General features: G+C 67.1%; 17 protein-coding genes. 12 read left to right on the top strand and 5 right to left on the bottom strand.

Annotated elements, in window-relative coordinates:
* Nucleotides 1-69: 69 nt before the first annotated feature.
* From ACZ7L6_RS23125 to ACZ7L6_RS23110, 4 genes are all read left to right on the top strand, one after another.
* Entirely contained in the window at nucleotides 70-1839 is a 1770-nt protein-coding gene (locus tag ACZ7L6_RS23125; RefSeq protein WP_471926763.1) for an LCP family protein, read from the top strand.
* 392 nt (nucleotides 1840-2231) lie between these two features.
* Complete coding sequence (locus tag ACZ7L6_RS23120) at nucleotides 2232-3824, top strand: LCP family protein (protein ID WP_471926831.1); 1593 nt, start codon at nucleotides 2232-2234, stop codon at nucleotides 3822-3824.
* A 327-nt stretch (nucleotides 3825-4151) separates the two neighbouring features.
* Nucleotides 4152-4574, top strand: coding sequence for a spore-associated protein A (locus ACZ7L6_RS23115; protein WP_471926761.1), 423 nt, complete (start codon nucleotides 4152-4154; stop codon nucleotides 4572-4574).
* 293 nt (nucleotides 4575-4867) lie between these two features.
* Nucleotides 4868-5329 (top strand): hypothetical protein, encoded by a 462-nt coding sequence (locus ACZ7L6_RS23110; RefSeq protein WP_471926759.1) that lies wholly within the window; start codon nucleotides 4868-4870, stop codon nucleotides 5327-5329.
* Between the two features lie 69 nt (nucleotides 5330-5398).
* Here ACZ7L6_RS23110 and ACZ7L6_RS23105 read toward each other — a convergent pair whose 3' ends face one another.
* Nucleotides 5399-6436, bottom strand: coding sequence for a glycosyltransferase family 2 protein (locus ACZ7L6_RS23105; RefSeq protein ID WP_471926757.1), 1038 nt, complete (start codon nucleotides 6434-6436; stop codon nucleotides 5399-5401).
* 142 nt (nucleotides 6437-6578) lie between these two features.
* Between ACZ7L6_RS23105 and ACZ7L6_RS23100 the strand changes: the two genes are divergently transcribed.
* Together ACZ7L6_RS23100 and ACZ7L6_RS23095 are read left to right on the top strand one after the other, a co-directional pair.
* The gene (locus ACZ7L6_RS23100; RefSeq protein WP_471926755.1) at nucleotides 6579-8036 is read left to right on the top strand and encodes an LCP family protein; all 1458 of its coding nucleotides are present in this window, start codon (nucleotides 6579-6581) and stop codon (nucleotides 8034-8036) included.
* Nucleotides 8037-8244: 208 nt separating this feature from the next.
* Entirely contained in the window at nucleotides 8245-8607 is a 363-nt protein-coding gene (locus ACZ7L6_RS23095) for a four-helix bundle copper-binding protein (protein WP_471926753.1), read from the top strand.
* A gap of 62 nt (nucleotides 8608-8669) precedes the next feature.
* Here the strand turns inward: ACZ7L6_RS23095 and ACZ7L6_RS23090 are convergent, their stop codons facing one another.
* Nucleotides 8670-9956, bottom strand: coding sequence for an LCP family protein (locus tag ACZ7L6_RS23090; protein WP_471926751.1), 1287 nt, complete (start codon nucleotides 9954-9956; stop codon nucleotides 8670-8672).
* Nucleotides 9957-10075: 119 nt separating this feature from the next.
* Between ACZ7L6_RS23090 and ACZ7L6_RS23085 the strand changes: the two genes are divergently transcribed.
* The 6 genes from ACZ7L6_RS23085 (at nucleotide 10076) to ACZ7L6_RS23060 (ending at nucleotide 13927) form a co-directional block, all read left to right on the top strand.
* On the top strand, nucleotides 10076-10633 hold the full coding sequence (locus tag ACZ7L6_RS23085; RefSeq protein WP_471926749.1) for an acyl-CoA thioesterase: 558 nt from the start codon (nucleotides 10076-10078) through the stop codon (nucleotides 10631-10633).
* 437 nt (nucleotides 10634-11070) lie between these two features.
* On the top strand, nucleotides 11071-11262 hold the full coding sequence (locus ACZ7L6_RS23080; protein WP_030298065.1) for a hypothetical protein: 192 nt from the start codon (nucleotides 11071-11073) through the stop codon (nucleotides 11260-11262).
* Nucleotides 11246-11770 (top strand): DUF6879 family protein, encoded by a 525-nt coding sequence (locus ACZ7L6_RS23075; RefSeq protein WP_406201774.1) that lies wholly within the window; start codon nucleotides 11246-11248, stop codon nucleotides 11768-11770. Before ACZ7L6_RS23080 ends, ACZ7L6_RS23075 begins: the two co-directional genes overlap by 17 nt.
* A complete protein-coding gene (locus tag ACZ7L6_RS23070; protein WP_406415668.1) occupies nucleotides 11767-12597 on the top strand; it encodes a helix-turn-helix domain-containing protein in 831 nt (276 codons plus the stop codon). The genes ACZ7L6_RS23075 and ACZ7L6_RS23070 overlap by 4 nt, the downstream gene beginning before the upstream one ends.
* A gap of 534 nt (nucleotides 12598-13131) precedes the next feature.
* Nucleotides 13132-13356: a DUF397 domain-containing protein gene (locus ACZ7L6_RS23065; protein WP_073757712.1), complete on the top strand. Its 225-nt coding sequence runs from the start codon at nucleotides 13132-13134 to the stop codon at nucleotides 13354-13356.
* An 85-nt stretch (nucleotides 13357-13441) separates the two neighbouring features.
* Nucleotides 13442-13927: a hypothetical protein gene (locus ACZ7L6_RS23060; protein WP_471926829.1), complete on the top strand. Its 486-nt coding sequence runs from the start codon at nucleotides 13442-13444 to the stop codon at nucleotides 13925-13927.
* A gap of 55 nt (nucleotides 13928-13982) precedes the next feature.
* Here the strand turns inward: ACZ7L6_RS23060 and ACZ7L6_RS23055 are convergent, their stop codons facing one another.
* The 3 genes from ACZ7L6_RS23055 to ACZ7L6_RS23045 form a co-directional block, all read right to left on the bottom strand.
* A complete protein-coding gene (locus tag ACZ7L6_RS23055) occupies nucleotides 13983-15353 on the bottom strand; it encodes a DUF3987 domain-containing protein (protein WP_471926746.1) in 1371 nt (456 codons plus the stop codon).
* Nucleotides 15354-15444: 91 nt separating this feature from the next.
* Nucleotides 15445-16191 carry an Lsr2 family DNA-binding protein gene (locus ACZ7L6_RS23050; protein WP_471926744.1) on the bottom strand — a complete coding sequence of 249 codons (747 nt, stop codon included), beginning with the start codon at nucleotides 16189-16191 and terminating at the stop codon, nucleotides 15445-15447.
* A gap of 474 nt (nucleotides 16192-16665) precedes the next feature.
* Nucleotides 16666-17010, bottom strand: a complete 345-nt coding sequence (locus ACZ7L6_RS23045) for a phage terminase small subunit (protein ID WP_471926742.1) — start codon at nucleotides 17008-17010, stop codon at nucleotides 16666-16668.
* Nucleotides 17011-17042: the final 32 nt, after the last annotated feature.

The following is a 17042-nucleotide window of genomic DNA, read 5'->3' as shown; positions in this document are numbered from 1 at the left end:
ACCGAAAGAGACCCGAGCGCCTTGGAGGGGGAAGGCGCCGCGTGGCCCCGACGGAGGATTCAGACAACCGTGGACGCGCAAGGCCGTGGGCGGGCGGACGACATCGACCCCGCAGACCAGTGGGTACTCAATCCGAGCACCGGCGAATACGAACTGCGACTGAGTACTTCCGCACCGCAGTCACCGGTCCCCGGACAGCGCAGAGCTGTCTCCCGCGCCGGCGCCGCCTCACGCACAGCCGGTGCGGCCGCGGGGGGCACCGGGGATGCGGTGCGCAACCGGTCCGCGGCGCCTGGGCGCGAGACGCGTCCGGCGCCGGGCCGTGAGGTCCCGCCGCAGCGCCGGCGCCGGGGGGCGCCCGAAGAGCCGCTGCCGGGGCGTCGCGGTCGTCGGCCGGCGAAGAAGAACAAGGCGAAGAAGGCCCTGATCTGGACCGGCGGAATCATGGCCTTCGTCCTGGTCGGCACCGCCGGAGCCGCCTATTGGTATCTGAAGCACCTCGAGGGCAACGTCACCGCCGAGGACGTCGGCAACGTGGCCGACAACGGCTTCAGCAAGGACCAGGCCTTCAACATCCTGATCATCGGCACCGACAAGCGGACCGGCGCCGGCAACGAGGGCTACGGCGACAAGGGCAGCGTCGGCCATGCCGACACCAACATCCTGCTGCACGTCTCCAAGGACCGTACGAACGCGACCGCGATGAGCATCCCGCGCGACCTGGTCGTCGACATCCCCGACTGCGAGGGCAAGGACGGGAAGATCATCCCGGGCACGCAGAAGGAGCGCTTCAACACGAGTCTCGGGCAGGACGGCCGGAACCCGGGCTGCACCATGAAGACGGTCGAAGAGGTCACCGGCGTCGACGTGAACCACTTCGCGATGGCCGACTTCAACGCGGTCAAGACGCTGACGACGGCAGTGGGCGGCGTGGACATCTGCCTCGCCAAGGACGTCAACGACAAGGAGTCGAAGCTCAAGCTGTCGGCCGGCCCGCACACGATCGAGGGCGAGCAGGCCCTCGCCTTCGTGCGCACCCGGCACAGCTTCGGCAACCAGGGCGACCTCGACCGCATCAAGGTGCAGCAGCAGTTCCTGGGTTCCCTGATGCGCAAGATGTCCTCCAGCGACACGCTCACCAGCCCGACGAAGCTGGTGAAGCTGGCCGAAGCGGCCACCAATGCGCTCACCGTCGACAAGGGCATCGGCAAGGTCAGCACGCTCAAGGACCTGGCCCTGGAGCTGAAGAAGGTGCCGACGAAGAACATCACCTTCCTGACGGTGCCGGTGGCCGACAACCCCGACGACGGCGCCGTCAAGAAAACGGTCATCGTCGACGAGTCGCGTGCGCCCCAGGTCTTCCAGATGATCAAGAACGACACCTCCTTCACCGAGGTGAAGAAGAAGGAGGCGAAGGAGAAGGCGGCAGTCGCCGCCCGCCTGAAGGGCACCAAGGCCGACGCCTCGGAGGTCCGGGTGCGGATCCTCAACGGCGGCGCTCCGGGCGGCAGCGCCCAGGCAGAGCTCAACTGGCTGCAGCTCGAGGCGGGCGTGACCAAGTCCGAGAACGCCGGCAACGCGGACGCCGGCCAGGCCAAGACGACGCTCGAGTACGCACCCGACCAGGCGGACCAGGCACGCAGGCTGGCCGACATCATGGGCCTGTCCGGATCCGCGATGAAGCCGGGCAAGAGCGTCACCAACGCCCAGGGACTGCCGACGATGACACTCACCCTCGGAGAGGACTTCAAGGGGGCCGGGGTGAAGATGACCTCCACCTCGGCGGCGACTCCGAACGTCCCGAAGACCACGGCGGACAAGGTCGAGTGCGCGAAGTAGCGGCACCAACGGGCCTGTACCACCGCCGACTTCGGTGGGACAGGCCCTTTTCGGCACGAAAGCCCCGGCAGCGGATCTCCGGCCGGGAACGCAACCGTCCCGGACTCTCGTTGGTCTGACACAGGACGCGGTTGTGTCAGGCGCCGTTGGCCTGACGCACCGCGTGGCCGTGCCGGGTGTGGATTTTGCCGACACGTGGCCAACCCGGTTCGGACCCACAGTGGTCTGACAGGTAGCGAACCGGTGTCGGACAGAGTGGCCTGACATGGTTCGCTCCGCATCGGACAGGGAGGTCCGGCGCGGAGCGACGGTGTGTCGGGCCAAGGGTGGGGAAGGGCGGAGAGTTGGCGCAGAGCAGTGTGCGAGGGGAGGCCCCCGCGGTGGACGACACCATGTCGCTCACCCCGCAGGCCGACCAGGACACGCCGGCCGACCAGGGCGGCCGGCACGGCGGCGGGCGACGCAGAGGCGGCCGGGGAACCGACGGCAGGCGTCGCAGACGGCGGGTACTGCGCTGGTCGGCGACGGTTCTGGCGGTAGTGATACTGGGCACCGCGGGTGCCGGGTATCTCTACTACCAGCACCTGAACGCCAACATCGGGAAGGGCGAGCGCAGCAGCGGCGACTCGAAGGCCGAGAAGACGGCGCCCAACGCGGCCGGACAGACACCGCTGAACATCCTGCTGATCGGCTCCGACAGCCGTGACTCCGACGAGAACGTTGCGCTGGGCGGCAGCAGGGACAACCGCGGCAACCCGCCGCTGGGCGACGTGCAGATGCTCATCCACCTGTCCGCCGACCGCAAGAACGCCGCGGTGGTGAGCATCCCGCGCGACACCCGCGTCGACATACCCAAGTGCACGGATCCGAAGACGGGCAAGACCTACCCGGCGACCAACGACATCATCAACGTCTCGCTGGCCCGCGGCGGGGCCGGCTGCACCCTGGCCACCTGGCAGAACCTCACCGGGGTCTATATCGACCACTGGATGACGATCGACTTCGCGGGTGTGGTGAGCATGGCGGACGCCGTCGGCGGCGTCGAGGTCTGTGTGAACCAGAACGTGTGGGACCGCCCGCTGCCGGGAACGCCCGGGGGCTCCGGCCTGAAGATGAAAGCCGGCCGGAAGGACATCAAGGGCAAGCAGGCGCTGCAGTGGCTGCGCACGCGCCACGCCTTCTACAGCGACCTGGGCCGCGCCAAGGCCCAGCACATGTACATGAACTCGATGATCCGCACCCTGAAGAGCCAGAACGTCTTCACCGACGGCGGACGCCTGATGGACCTGGCCGAGGCGGCCACGAAGTCGCTGACGGTCTCCGAGGAGATCGGCTCCGTGAAGAAGCTGTACGACCTGGGCATGCAGCTCAAGTCGGTGCCGACGGACCGGATCACCATGACGACGATGCCGAGCGTCGAGGACACGGCGGACCGGAACCACCTGCTCCCGGACCCGACGGGCGCCGAGCGGATGTGGCAGATGCTCCGCGACGACGTGTCCTTCGACGACAAGGGGGCGGCCTCGAAGAAGAAGACCGAGGAGAAGGTCTCCAAGGATCCGGCGGCGGCCGACGACCGCATCGGTGTCGTGGTGCAGAACGCCACCAGGTCCAGCACCCTCGGTGCGGTCTCCGGCCGCGCGCGGACGATCAGTGGGCTGCTGGTTCAGAAGGGCTTCACCCAGGCCTCGGCAGACACCTCGGCGGCGCTCGCCGAGGACAGGACCTTGGTGCAGTACCCGAGCACGGACCTGGAGGGCGACGCTCAGCGGGTCGCCAAGTCGCTGGGGATCCCGCTGAGTTCGGTGAAGAAGTCGAGCGACGTCTCCGGCGTCACCGTCATTGTCGGCGCCGACTGGCGCGAGGGTACGACGTATCCGAAGCAGTCTTCCCCGAAAGCCGGGGACCTTCCGAAGAACGCGGACGAAATCAACGGAGCAGACAGCGGTCAGTGCATGGACGTGTACGAGCCGTACCAGTGGTGAACCGCCGGCGGGTGACCCGGGCCGGGTCACCCGCCGAAAGGCTCGGGGCGCCGACCACCGCGGAATTGCACTTTCGGCCAGCGTGATCAATTTTTGGCCATTGGCTTACACAACGTTCACATTGGCTACTTGAACGTGACAAGATCTTGAGCGGTTCTCGACCGGAACCAGAACAACCGGCTCCCCCAAAGGACCACTGCATCGCCGTCGAGACAGACGTGTGGAACCTGAGCGGCAGCAACATCACCCAGGACCACGTGCCGAGCTCCGGCCACTTCCACCGCGGCTGAACCCACCGCCGCTCAGGGCACTGACAGGGACACAAACATGCTCGAAATCAAGCGACTTGGCTCCGTCGCGGCCATCATCGGCCTCACCGTCGCCGGAACGATCGCCGCCACCGGCACCGCCTCGGCGGCCTCCTACAACGGCGCCTGCGGGTCCGGTTACGGCGTCATCGACACGATGGACGTCGGCGACGGAACCGCCTTCCTCACCTACAACGGCTCCACCGGCAAGAACTGCGTCGTCACCGTCAGCGACACTCCGGGGACGCCCATGGTCCTGGGCGCCAACCTGCGGCTGCACCGCACCGACACCGTGTGGAGGCAGGGCACCGAGGAGGACTCCGGCACCTTCAAGTACTACGCGGGCCCGCTCTACGCCTCCGCCGCGGGCAAGTGCATCGACTGGGGCGGCCGCGCAGCCTCCAACTACACGCGCATCGACTACGGCGTCCACTGCGGCTGAGCCCCACCGGCCATCGGCCCATGACGAAGGCCCCTTCCCCGCTGTCCGGGAAGGGGCCTTCGGTCCGTCCTGGGCCCTACGCCTCCGCGCCGACCTGCGGAATCGCCCTCAAACGTGAGGGCGGTTCCGCTTTTATCGGCCAATTGAGATCGATCTTCAGCCATCGATGAACATAAATGATCATTTGATGACCGGAACATGCCACTATTTTCAAGCCGTTCACGGGGGCTTCACGAGATCCCATGTCGAGGTGGGCGGCTCCCTTGCGTCTCGAGATGAGAGGTCTCCAACTGATGTCCAAGCGCGTGAAGTTCAGAGCCGCCCGTTGGATCACCACCGCGGCCATGACCCTCGGCCTGGGCGTCGCGGTCCCCATGGCCGTCGCCCCCACGGCGTCCGCCGCCGCCACCTGTAGCGGGAGCTTGATCGACCAGATCAAGCACTACGACTACTCGGTGAGCTCGCACCCGCACGTCGCCACCACCTACCTGTACTGGGACGGCACGTACAACTGCGCGAGGTCCGTCAAGGCGGGCTCCTACTACGGCGTCAGCTCCCGCATGAACCTGGACCTCTGGTCGAAGGCCGGCGGACACGACAACGACAACGGCTACTTCAGCTACGAGGCCGGTCCCGTCAAGGTGTACGGCCGGAACACCTGCATCAACTTCGAGCTGGACATGTGGAAGCCGAACGGCGGCGCCAACTTCCTGCAGGACCACGTGCCCCCGTCGGGCTACTTCCACTGCGGCTGACGTCCGCGGGCAGTGAGGGTGGTCGTGGCACAGCCGCGACCACCCTCACTCGTGTCTGCGACCGTTCCCTCACGAAGCCGCGTCGGCCCTGAGCACCGCCGGGCGGCGCGAGGCGATGACCTTCTTCGCCAGGGACCGCGGGCTGGTCAGGAAGCCGTAGCCCCAGGACATGTGCATGGTGGCGAGGGCGACCGGGATCTGGAGGCGTGCCTTCAGGGGGAGGCCCTTGCCCGCCGGGACCGAACCGGCGGCGATCGCCGCGAGGTAGCCGCCGGGGACGACCAGGGCCCACGGGGTGACCAGGGCGCCCACCACGAGGCCGGCCGCGATCGCGCACACGGCCGTCGGCGGGGCGAGGTAGCGCAGGTTGATGGAGCCGGCGTGGTAGCGGGCGACGACGTGGCGCCAGCGGCCGTAGTCCTTGTACTGCTTGGCGAGGGCGCGCACGCTCGGCCGCGGGCGGTACGACACCTTCAGCTCGGGCGAGAACCAGATGAGGCCGCCCGCTTCCCTGATCCGGAAGTTGAGCTCCCAGTCCTGGGCGCGGATGAACTCCTCGTTGTAGCCGCCCTGCTGTTCGAGGGCCTCGCGCCGGAAGACGCCGAGGTAGACCGTCTCGGCCTCCCCCGCCTGGCCGCCGGTGTGGAAGGCGGCGTTGCCGACGCCGATCTTCGAGGTCATCGCGGCAGCGACGGCGCGCTCCCAGTCGTTCTCGCCCTCGGCGTGCATGATGCCGCCGACGTTCTGCGCGCCGGTCTCCTCCAGGAGCCGTACGGCGGTGGCGATGTAGTTCGGCGAGAGCATGCCGTGGCCGTCGACGCGGACGACGATCGGGTGCCGGGAGGCCTTGATCGCGGCGTTCAGCGCGGCGGGAGTGCGGCCCGTCGGGTTGGGGACGGTGTGCACACGGGAGTCCTCGGCCACGAGCTCGGCGGCGATCTCGTCCGTGCGGTCCGTGGACGGACCGAGGGCGATCACGACCTCCATCTCGCCGGCGTACTCCTGCGCGAGGATCGCTTGGACGGCTCCGCGCAGATGCCGCTCCTCGTCGAGGACGGGCATGATGACGGACACGGCGGGGAGCTGCACGTCGGGATTGGCGTTCATAGGGGCCTCACGTTACCGCGAACGGGGGACACCCTTGCGCGCCGCCCGGGTCGCTGCCCCGGGCAGGAGATCGTATGGGCCTACGGTGCTCACGGACCCACGTACGGCCCCCAGGGCAAGCCCCAGCGGAGGTATCTCCCCCATGCCCACGCCGCCCCGCCAGTCCCCTCCTCCCGCGCAGCGCCGTCCGCAGCCGTCCCGCCGCGGCGGGGCGCGGCCGGTCGCGCCGGTACGGCGGAAGCGGCCGCGCTGGGCGATGCGGGCGGTGACCACGCTGTCCGTCGTGGTCCTCGCCTCGGCGGGGATCGGGCACGCGGTGGTCACCAGCCTGGACGCGAAGATCGCCCGCGTGGACCCGTTCAAGGACATGAAGAACCGGCCGCAGGCGGGGCACGGGATGAACGTGCTGCTCGTCGGCACGGACGGCCGCGACCGCATCAGCGAGGAGGAGCGCCGCAAGTACCGGCTCGGCGGGGCCCCCTGTCACTGCACCGACACCATCATGATCGTGCACATCTCGGAGGACCGGGAGCGGGCGAGCGTGGTGAGCCTGCCGCGTGACTCGTACGCCGAGGTACCGGCCGGCGAGGGGCACAAGGCGCACCCCATCAAGATCAACGCGGCGTACGCGGAGGGCGGCCCGAACCTCACCGTGCGCACGGTCGAGCACATGACCCACATCAAGATCGACCACTATCTGGAGGTCGACTTCACCAGCTTCATGAAGACGGTGGACGTGGTGGGCGGCGTGCAGGTGTGCACCGCCGAGCCGCTGAAGGACTCGTACACCGGACTCGACCTGCCGGCCGGCACGCACCGGCTGATGGGCGGCGAGGCGCTGCAGTACGTGCGCGCCAGACATGTGGACAGCGGCTCCGACCTGGGCCGGATGCAGCGCCAGCAGCGGTTCATGGCGGCGCTGATCGAGCGGGCGACGTCGTCCGGGATCCTGCTGAACCCGATGCGGTTCCGGGACGTGACACGGGCGGTACTGGGCTCGGTGCGGGCCGACAAGGGCTTCGGGACGGGCGAGCTGCTCGACCTCGGGCGGGCGATGCGGAACTTCTCGCCTTCGTCGTCGGAGTTCACGACCGTGCCCATCCGGCAGCTCGAATACGAGGTGAAGGGCGTCGGTTCCACGGTGAAGTGGAACTCCGCGAAGGCCGAGCGCCTCTTCCAGGCCCTGCGCGAGGACCGGCCGCTGGCCGTGCACCGCAAGCGGACCAAGGTGGTCCGGGTGGAGGTGGCCCCGCAGGAGATCCATGTGCAGGTGGAGAACGCCACGCACACGGAAGGCCTCGGCAAGCGCGTCGACACGGCACTGGCGGCCACCGGGTTCCGTACGACCGGGCGGCCGGTGGACGCGGAGGACCGCTCGCTGAAGCGGACGGTCGTCGCCCACGACCCTCGCTGGGACCGCTCGGCGAAGTCGCTGGCGGCCGCGCTGCCGGGCAGTGAGCTGCGGCCGGTGAAGGGGCTGGGGCCGACGCTGAAGGTGATCGTGGGGGCGGACTTCCGGCAGGTCCGCAAGGTGCGGTCGGAGGATCCGACACAGGGCGAGTCCATTGTGGTGCGCGGGGACGAGACCGGGTGCTCGTGACGGTGAGTCACGCTCCGCATCACAGTGACCTACAGTCCGTAACTCCAATGGCCCCGTACGGCGGTCTCCGGCGGAATGCCGGGCACGTTGCCCCGTGCGGCATCTGGTGGGAATTGTTCGCGTCCGCCCGATGGCGCGGCGCTGCGAGTGGGCGTAGGACGGAAAGGCACGGGGCCCGCCCCGGGTCCCTCTGGTCCCAGGAGGAGCCATGACCCAGCCCGGAACCATGCCCGCGATGAGCAAGGAGATGCAGGACTGCATCGACGCGTGCATGTCCTGCCACGCCGTCTGCGAGGAGACGATGAGCTCCTGTATGCAGATGGGCGGTCAGCCGCAGATGCAGATCATGCGGGCGCTCATGGACTGCGCCGAGATGACCCGCATGTGCGCGGACATGATGATGCGCCGCTCGCCCATGTCGGCCGAGATGTGCGCGATGTGCGCCAAGGCCTGTGAGATGTGCGCCGAGGCGTGTATGTCCATGCCGGACGATCTCCAGATGAAGCGCTGCGCCGAGGCGTGTCGCCGCTGCGCCGACAGCTGCCGCACGATGTCGGGCGCCACCATGTGAGGACCGCCCGGACAGCACGCGAGGGCACCCCTCGGGGGGTGCCCTCGACATGGGGGTGGTGCTCACTTGCCGGAGACGGTCACCGTCTCGTCGTTCTTCAACTGCTCCACCAGCGTCTTCACCTTCGCGGTGTCCCACTGGAGGTTGCCGTTCGCGGCGTTGCCCGAGATCGGCATGTTCATGGACTTGCCCTCGCCGCCGCTGACGCCCTTCATCGCCCAGAACATGGACGCCAGGTCCCACAGGCTCATGTCCTTGTCGACGATCAGCGAGTCCAGGCCGGCCCCCATGGTCGGGTACAGCTTGAACGGGTTCAGGACCGTGCCCGGCGTCGCGACCTGGTTGGCCAGGGCCGACAGGAACTTCTGCTGGTTCTTCGTGCGGTCCAGGTCCGAGCCGGGCAGCGCGTACCGGGTGCGGACGAAGGCGAGCGCCTCCTCGCCGTTCAGGGTCTGCTTGCCCTTCTTGAAGTCCGCGCCGGACTTGGAGTCCTTGATGTCCTGCGGGATGTCGATCTCGACACCGCCCACCGAGTCGACGATGTTCGCGAAGCCCGCGAAGCCGATCTCGACGTAGTGGTCGATGTGCAGACCGGTGTTGGCCTCGACGGTGCGGACCAGCAGCTCGGGACCGTCCTCGGCGTACGCCGCGTTCAGCTTCACCTGGCGGCCGGTGCCCTGGTAGAGCTTCCCGGACTCCGAGCCCTTGTACGACGGGATCGTGACGTTCGAGTCGCGCGGCAGGGAGATCAGCGTGTCGCCGTTGCCGCCGACGTGCAGGATCATCATCGAGTCGGTGCGCTTGCCCTCGGCTGAGCCGGTGTGCAGCTTCTTCTTCTCGTCGGCCGACATGCCCGCCCGGCTGTCGGAGCCGACGATCAGGTAGTTCGTGCCCTCGCCCGCCTCCGGCCGGTCGATGACCTTGGACAGGTCGACCTCGCGGTTGAGCTTGCCGTCGGCCCAGAAGTAGGTGGCGACGGTCGTCACGACCAGCACCGTCACGAGGGTTATCGCGGTCAGCTTGATACGGCGCCGCCAGTTCGGCGCGGGCCGCGGCTCGCGCATCCCCGTACCGCCGGAGCCGCCGCCCCCGCCGTAGACCTGGCCGGTGTTGTAGCCGCTGTCGTATCCGTCGTCGTAGGCGGTGTCGTCGCCGTAGCCGCCGTGGCCCTGGCCGTTCACGTACGACGGCTGCCGGGGCACCCCGCCGTACCCCTGGCCGGGGGGTGCCGCCTGGCCGCGGCGGACCTGCCGCATCACGCGCGCGCCCTCGGGCTGTGCGCTCGCGCTGCCGCGTCCGTATTGGTTGCCGCGGTTGTTGTCGGACCATCCCTGGGGCCAGTCATTCATGCGCCCCACTATGCAGGGCTCGGCCAGGTGTCTTACAAGGTTCGGCGGAAAATAGGGGCACGGCTGTTGCGAACCCAACACAAAGTCCGCGAATGTCGACGCGGCATAAGGTGGAGGCCATGACAGACCAGGTCACCGCCGCGGAGTCGGGCACTCCGGAGATCCCGGGCAAGCCGACATCCGCCTCCCGCACCACCCTCAGCCACATCATGACCCACAACGACACCAACCTTCTGGGCACGGTGCACGGCGGTGTGATCATGAAACTCGTCGACGATGCCGCGGGCGCGGTGGCCGGACGGCACAGCGGCGGACCCGCCGTCACCGCGTCCATGGACGAGATGGTCTTTCTGGAGCCGGTCCGCGTCGGCGACCTCGTCCATGTGAAAGCCCAGGTCAACTGGACCGGCCGCACCTCGATGGAGGTCGGCGTACGGGTCCTGGCCGAGCGCTGGAACGAGTCGGCGCCGCCCACCCAGGTCGGCTCGGCCTACCTGGTGTTCGCGGCGGTGGACGCCGACGGCAAGCCGCGCCGGGTGCCGCCGGTGATACCGGAGACCGAGCGCGACAAGCGGCGGTACCAGGAGGCGCAGATCAGGCGGACGCACCGGCTGGCGCGACGGCGGGCGATCAAGGAGCTGCGGGAGAAGCGGCTGGCGGAGGGGTTCGAGGACTGAGGCCCGGACTGAGGGCTGGGCTTGAGGCCTGAGGACCGAGGTTCGGAGACGAGTGAGGGGCGCCCCCGGTGGGTGGCGCCCCTCAGTACTCGGCTCAGCGGCCGTTACGGCAGGTTGCGGGCCATGACGATGCGCTGGACCTGGTTCGTGCCCTCGTAGATCTGCGTGCTTTACAGGTCATACCGCGCTGACCTGCACGGACACCCCTCTTGGTATTGCCCTCCCCAGCATTTCCCCATGATCGTCAGGAGTCTGTCCAGGTGGGCGCCGTACTGGCGGCAGGCTCCCCGAGCGGCCGGAGGAGCGGCAGGCTCCGGGGAGGTTACGCGGTTTCCCGTTCCGTCAACCGTGATCGCTTGACCCGCGCGCCCTGGCCTCGGGAGCATCAACCCAGATGCGGGGTACTGGCAGCAGCACGGGAGAGGGGAACCCAGACCATGAAGGTCACCAAGCTGGTCAGCACGTGCGACATCAAGGACTGCCCGACGATCTACGCGACGGATCGCGGCACGCTCTTGGTTCAGGGGGAGACTCCGACCGACCACGGGCTTCAGATTCCCGCTCACGAAACCCTGGTCGAGATCCCGATGGAACTGATCCAGAAGGCCATCCGTGACAACCTCATCTAGGACCCTCGGCGACCTCTTCGACACGTTCCAGCGTGAGGCGTTCCGGCTCGAAACCCTCGACGACTACAGCAAGTCGGGGAACGTCGATGCCTATCACGCCTTCCTGGCCGGGGAGCCGCAGCCGGACGACTACAACGCGGGCTGGGTCGAAGAACTCCGCTCACACACCGGAAAAGGGAAACGGGTCTACCGGGTTCACATTCTGCGCCGCCCGCTCACGGACTATCTTAGGTTCGAACTCGGGTGGGGGTACCAGAAAAACATGTCTGGGGGTGAGGAGTTCTTCATTCTGGACATCACTGACAGGCCGAACCCCCTGCAGAATGTACCTGACTTCTGGCTCTTCGACTCCGAGTCCGTGGCCGTGATGAACTACGACGGCGCCGGAAAGTACCTGGGCTCGGAAGTTCTGTCATCGGAACGAACGGCGGAATTCGCTGGGCATCGTGACGCGGCACTCACCCACGCGGAGCCGTTCACGGAATGGTGGGCCAAGTACGGGGCGTGAACAGAGCACAGCTTGGGGCCGCGCTGCGGGCCCTGCGAGTAGCTTCCGGCAAGGAGGCCAAAGCGGTGGCCCGCAGCGCCCTCATGTCTCCGTCCAAGCTGTCCAAGATTGAAAACGCGAAGCTCGCGGCCAGCGCGACGGACGTAGAGCGCATCCTGACCGCCATCGGGGTCTCGGATGAGGTCAAGGCGGAGTACACCGAGGCTGCGCGGGCATCGGCAACGGAGGCAACGGCATGGCGCCTGTTGAAGCGCATCGGAGTCCACAAGGGCCAGCAAGCCGCCAAGGCCCTTGAAGCCCAGATGTCCACGCTCCGGCTGTTCCAACCGGCCCTGGTGCCAGGCTTGCTCCAGACGCCGGAGTACATCCGTGCCGTTCTCCAACGGCACAACTTGAGTGAGGACTCTGTCTCCCGGACGATCAACGGCAGGCTTGAACGTCAAGCGGTCCTCTACGACAACGCCAAGTCGCTGCGGTTCATAATCACAGAGCCTGTCCTGCGGTGGCGCATTGTCCCACCACAGATGATGGCGGCACAGCTCGACCGAATCGTTTCCATTTCCCGCCTGTCTCATGTGGACATCCGCATAGTCCCGTTGCAGATTCAGCAGCGCGACATTGCGAATCATGCGTTCGTCATCCGCGACGATCGAATGGTCACGGTTGAGACCGTCCACGCTGAGGTAGTCGTAACGGACCCAAGGGACGTTGGTCTCTACGTCGAGAAGTTCGAGGGATTCGAACGGGTGGCATTGTCGGGTGACCACATGCGGGGCCTGGTCGAAGGTATCCGCGACGACTTTTTGCGGGAACAGGAAACAGGCTAGAGCCGCATCCGTAGCCCGCCGAAGATGGCGCCATGGAGAGCGAAGAGAGAACTTCCGATCCTGGAACCCACACGACAGTACGGACGTGCCTGTCGGAGTCACCTCGCGAGCCGTCACCCAAACCCGGTTGCGCTGACTGCCTGTCCATATCGGTAGCCCGCGAGAACGCCCGCTCCGCGTTCGACTACAGCGCCGTATCCGACGCCAACGTACGGATGCGCCAGCACCACGCAGAGGCGCACGCGTCATGAGCAAGGGAACGGGCTCAAGGCTCTTCGCCGACCGCCCCCTGATGACCATGCGGGTCTCTCGCGACTCAGGGCAGACCTGGGGGCCGGAGCAAGCCGTGGCCACGACGGACGATCTTCCGCCACTGCTCACAAGCGCTTGGCCGCCATGCGAGTGCTGGCGCTGCACGGAACGCGGCCAAGGTTCCAGGCGCTGAAGTCTCTCCCTCTCCTCCATGAACTCCCGCCCGACATGGGCGGCGGCGGTCAGCCATGGCCGCGATTAGTTGAGCAGGAAGGTGCAGTAATGCTGAACGGAACCGACCTGTACGGGCTCGACATCGACGGGGCCTCGTTCGTGAAGGCGTGCGGCGGCCCCTGCACCGAGGGGTGCGTGACCCTCGCCCGGATCGGCGACGACGCCTGGGCCCTCGGCGACAGCAAGCGGCCGGACGCGCAGCCGCTGCGGTTCACCACGGAGGAACTGGACGCGGCCGGGATCGACCCGGCGCGGTTCGGCCTCAACGTCTGATCCTCCCCCTCCGCCAGTCGGGCCGGGTCCATCCCCCGTCCCTGGGCCCGTGCCCGGCTGGCACTTCTCGAAACGGGAACGACTCGTGCACCACCACGGCTATCTATGGACCGGCCCGAAAGAGCGCTTCGACAATGAGGCCCTACGGCGCCCCCCACACCCCGAGCCCCCACCGGCTCCAGTGTCCGATGATGACGTGAAGGCAGAGCAGCTACTCAAGCGCTATCGGGAAGTGGTGGCCGAGTTCCCGACATCTGACCTACCGCCCATCGAAACGGCGTACTGGCTGATCAAGCCGCGTTCCTTAGTTCGTGGCACATGGGATGGGGCCAAGGAGGCGGCGACCTGGCTCGGTGAACGGCTGGCCGAGTACGTCCCTCGGTTCGCGTCGGAGAGGGACCGGGACACCCCTCGTCTGGCCCAGTTGGTGAGCGCTGCTGCCGAACAGCTGCACTCGGGTGCCGATGTGTCGTACGGCTTCTACCTCGAACGCCCCTCGTACCTATCCCTGGCTGTGGTGACGTGTTCCCCGAATCGCTCGAAGCCAGAACTGGCGTGTCCTGCCAGGTAGTCGAAGCAACAAAGAAGCCCCGGCCTACTTGGGCCGGGGCTGTGTCTTTGGTTGGTTAGAGCAGTGCGCGGAAGGGGTTGGAGTCTGCGAGCGGTTCCGACCGCTGCGGTTCGGGCTCGCGCTCGGGGGCCTGCTTCGGTTCCGGGCGGTAGGCGTCCATTGAAACGACCTTGGCTCTCGTCCCGTCCGGTTCTGCCCGCTGGCCGGCCGCTACCACCTCCGGTTTCATGCGCTCTGTGTCACGGGCACTGTCGTCCGCGAGCGAGAACACGACGGCCGGACGGCCGACCCTCTGCCGTTCCTGGGTCACGACGATTCCGGGCAGTGCCTTGACCTCTACTGCGGTCGCTCCGACGTACGGGAGCACTTGAGACGACGTGGCCCGTCCGCCGTGCATTTCGATCCGGGCCCGAACCTTGTCCTCAAGGCTGAGCGGCTGCCGCTTCACCTTCGGGGACGTGATCCCCTTGGTGATGCGTACGGCGTCCTGCACCGAGCGGCGAACCAGGGTGAAGGCGGCCGACAGCATCTCTTCCGTGATGCGCTCGGAACACTCTGAAGCGGCCAGGCAGGCCGCGACCCTGAGGGTCTGCTCTGCGGTCCGCTCGATGAACACGGCCTGCCCCTCGGGCAGGGTCTCACCCAGGATGCGGGCGTAGCGGCGCACGATCCGCCACAGTGGCCGGGCGTCCTCCGCAAGCCTGATCACTCGGGGCCGTGCGGTCGCCCACCCGTACGCGTCCGACAGTTCCGAACCATCCACCTTCGGCAGGCTCACCCGGTCGTCATCGAGCATCGGGACAGACCCGAGCAGGAAGGGAAGGATGCGGTTGTACGAGCCTCCGGCCGCTTCCGACTCGCCCACGTACTTGGTCCAGTCGGACGGAGTGACGTGGCAATGCAGAACTATGGCGGGGTCGCGCACTTCCTGCGCCTCTTCCTTGGTCGTGTTGCGCAGCGTGGCCCCGTCCCATGCCGCCCGCAGCTTGGTCGTGAACGACGCGTCCCGCTTCACTCGGCGGAGCACTTCCGACCATTCCTCTTCCACCACCAGGGCGCGCACGTCGCGCCCGTGCTCGGTCTCGGCGGTCGCTTCCTGCTGCTCCCACAGGTGGTTGACCATGCTCGCTCCGGACGTGATCCCGGACGTGGTGTGTGTTGCCAGGAACCGCCCCAATGCCTTGTCCAGGACGTGATGGGCGGCCCGCAGTGCGGTTCCCTTGCCTCTTCCCGTTCCGGCCACCAGGGCGGACCACAGAAGCACGGGGCGCGCGTTGCCACGGGAGGACACCTTGACCGTGCCGCCGACGGCGGCGGACCACATCGACAGGGCGGCCACGTAGACCCCCAAGGGGTCCGTTTCCAGGAACGGGGCGATCCTGCGGACCCTGCGACCGATGGGACCATACAGAACGGGGGTGCTCATGCTGCCTCTGTCTCTATGTCAAGGGTGAGTTGGGTTGCTTCGGGCCGGGGGTGCCGGGCGCACTCGGCGCCCGGCCTGGCGGGGGCGGCACTCAGGCCGCTGCCGCTTTTCCCTCCGGTACTTCCTTGTGCGTCAGTTCGTAGGCGTGCCGCACGTGCATGGGGATGCGTCCCTTCGTGGGGACGGCGTTGCCGTTCTCTCGTGCCCACGCCCGTACAGCGCGGTTGCGCTCCCGCTCGGACATGACCTTGGGACCGGCTTCGGCAGGCTCGGGAAGCGGGTCACTACCGACCAACTCACCTGCCTGGACGGCCGACTTGAAGCGTCCGGGCTCCCGAACGTCCATGCAGGGGATGCCACGCTCGGACGCATCCCGCAGCTTGGTGGCGTTACGGTCGCCGCCCCCACCCAGGATCAGCAACACAGTGGAGTCGTCGGCACGGCCCACCACTTCGTAGCCCAGGTTCCGCACTGCCTCACGCGCGGTGTCCCAGTCGTACCCCGGGACCTCACCAGCGATCATCACGGACCGGACAGGCTCAGGGGCAGACTCCGCCACGGACACCGCTTCCGGCTCCGGCTCCGGCTCCGGCTCCGGCTCCGAGACAGGCTCCACAACCGGTACGGGCTCAGGCTCAACCGGTGCACCCGTGGCAGTCTCAGGCACACCAAGAGCGTCCATCAGGTACCGCCCGAAGGTGATGGAGTGTTCAAGGCAAAGGTCCCAGGTGTGATTCCCCAGCATCAGAGTGTCCCTGGCCTCTTCCTCGCTGCCATCACGCGCTATGTGAGCGTCGCACAGAACCTTTTCCACGGGCATGAGCACGGTCTTACGCATAGCGCTGCGTTCCTTTGTTCGGGCGGAAGTCTCAGTGAGCGGCCGGAGCGTTGCTCTAACGGTCATCTCGCTTGACCCCCATCCTTCCGCACTCCTATCACGGAACGATAACTAACGAATAACTGAAGCATTACTCAAATGTTTATAAACGGCGGGGGTAATGCCTATTAGAAAGGAATGGGGACCGCCGGGGGCGCCTTCCTTCCATCAAGTTTGCCAATCAAATCCCCAAGCGCCGAGAACGGTCAAGAGTGTGGAAGTGTTACGCCGTCTTGCAGGAATGGCAGCGCTCTGGAATGTGTCGCAAGTCGTCGCCCCAAGGTCGTTTCTTGCCCGTCAACTGCCACCCAATGTGAATGGCGAACTCTCGCACGCAGGATGAGCACTGAGGTTCAGCCCAGGGACATTCGAAGCCGGGACGGTGCACGCCGTCATGAGTCCCAGCAGCTCCGGCCTTGGCCGCCCGCCGGGCGCTCACTGCGCATCACCCTGGAAGGCCCAGCCCAGACGCTTCATGCCCTCAGCGGTGAGCCCCAGGGCTCCGGCAAGCTGGCGATACTCGGTCAGGTGATCCCGCGTCGCCGTGCCGTCCAGGATCTTGCTGTAGTACGTCAGCATCACAGCCACACTCGGGATGAACGACTCATCCCACATAGCGGCCTGCGGACTGCTCCACCATTGCCGCCACTGCTCGCGCTCCGCCTCGGTCCATTCCCGGCCCGATGGCATGTCGGGCACTGGAAGGCCGTGCTCCCAGGGCAGATCGATCAGCCCCTTGTATCGGCTGTGTGGTGAGTCGGGGTTCCGGAACTTCGGCATGACTGGCCTCCAAGGGTCCATCCGTTGGTTTC

The organism is Streptomyces sp. NPDC107522 (genome assembly GCF_055657525.1).
The sequence above is the reverse complement of the archived record's forward strand: the minus strand, read 5'-3'. Positions and strand labels throughout refer to the sequence as shown.

Excerpts from the sequence above, each read along its gene's own strand:
- ACZ7L6_RS23050 (WP_471926744.1), bottom strand. The coding sequence starts at position 16,191 with ATGCGTAAGACCGTGCTCATGCCCGTGGAAAAGGTTCTGTGCGACGCT.
- ACZ7L6_RS23105 (WP_471926757.1), bottom strand. The coding sequence starts at position 6,436 with ATGAACGCCAATCCCGACGTGCAGCTCCCCGCCGTGTCCGTCATCATG.
- ACZ7L6_RS23085 (WP_471926749.1), top strand. The coding sequence starts at position 10,076 with ATGACAGACCAGGTCACCGCCGCGGAGTCGGGCACTCCGGAGATCCCG.
- ACZ7L6_RS23100 (WP_471926755.1), top strand. The coding sequence starts at position 6,579 with ATGCCCACGCCGCCCCGCCAGTCCCCTCCTCCCGCGCAGCGCCGTCCG.
- ACZ7L6_RS23080 (WP_030298065.1), top strand. The coding sequence starts at position 11,071 with ATGAAGGTCACCAAGCTGGTCAGCACGTGCGACATCAAGGACTGCCCG.
- ACZ7L6_RS23090 (WP_471926751.1), bottom strand. The coding sequence starts at position 9,956 with ATGAATGACTGGCCCCAGGGATGGTCCGACAACAACCGCGGCAACCAA.
- ACZ7L6_RS23045 (WP_471926742.1), bottom strand. The coding sequence starts at position 17,010 with ATGCCGAAGTTCCGGAACCCCGACTCACCACACAGCCGATACAAGGGG.
- ACZ7L6_RS23115 (WP_471926761.1), top strand. The coding sequence starts at position 4,152 with ATGCTCGAAATCAAGCGACTTGGCTCCGTCGCGGCCATCATCGGCCTC.
- ACZ7L6_RS23110 (WP_471926759.1), top strand. The coding sequence starts at position 4,868 with ATGTCCAAGCGCGTGAAGTTCAGAGCCGCCCGTTGGATCACCACCGCG.
- ACZ7L6_RS23095 (WP_471926753.1), top strand. The coding sequence starts at position 8,245 with ATGACCCAGCCCGGAACCATGCCCGCGATGAGCAAGGAGATGCAGGAC.
- ACZ7L6_RS23065 (WP_073757712.1), top strand. The coding sequence starts at position 13,132 with ATGCTGAACGGAACCGACCTGTACGGGCTCGACATCGACGGGGCCTCG.
- ACZ7L6_RS23120 (WP_471926831.1), top strand. The coding sequence starts at position 2,232 with ATGTCGCTCACCCCGCAGGCCGACCAGGACACGCCGGCCGACCAGGGC.
- ACZ7L6_RS23055 (WP_471926746.1), bottom strand. The coding sequence starts at position 15,353 with ATGAGCACCCCCGTTCTGTATGGTCCCATCGGTCGCAGGGTCCGCAGG.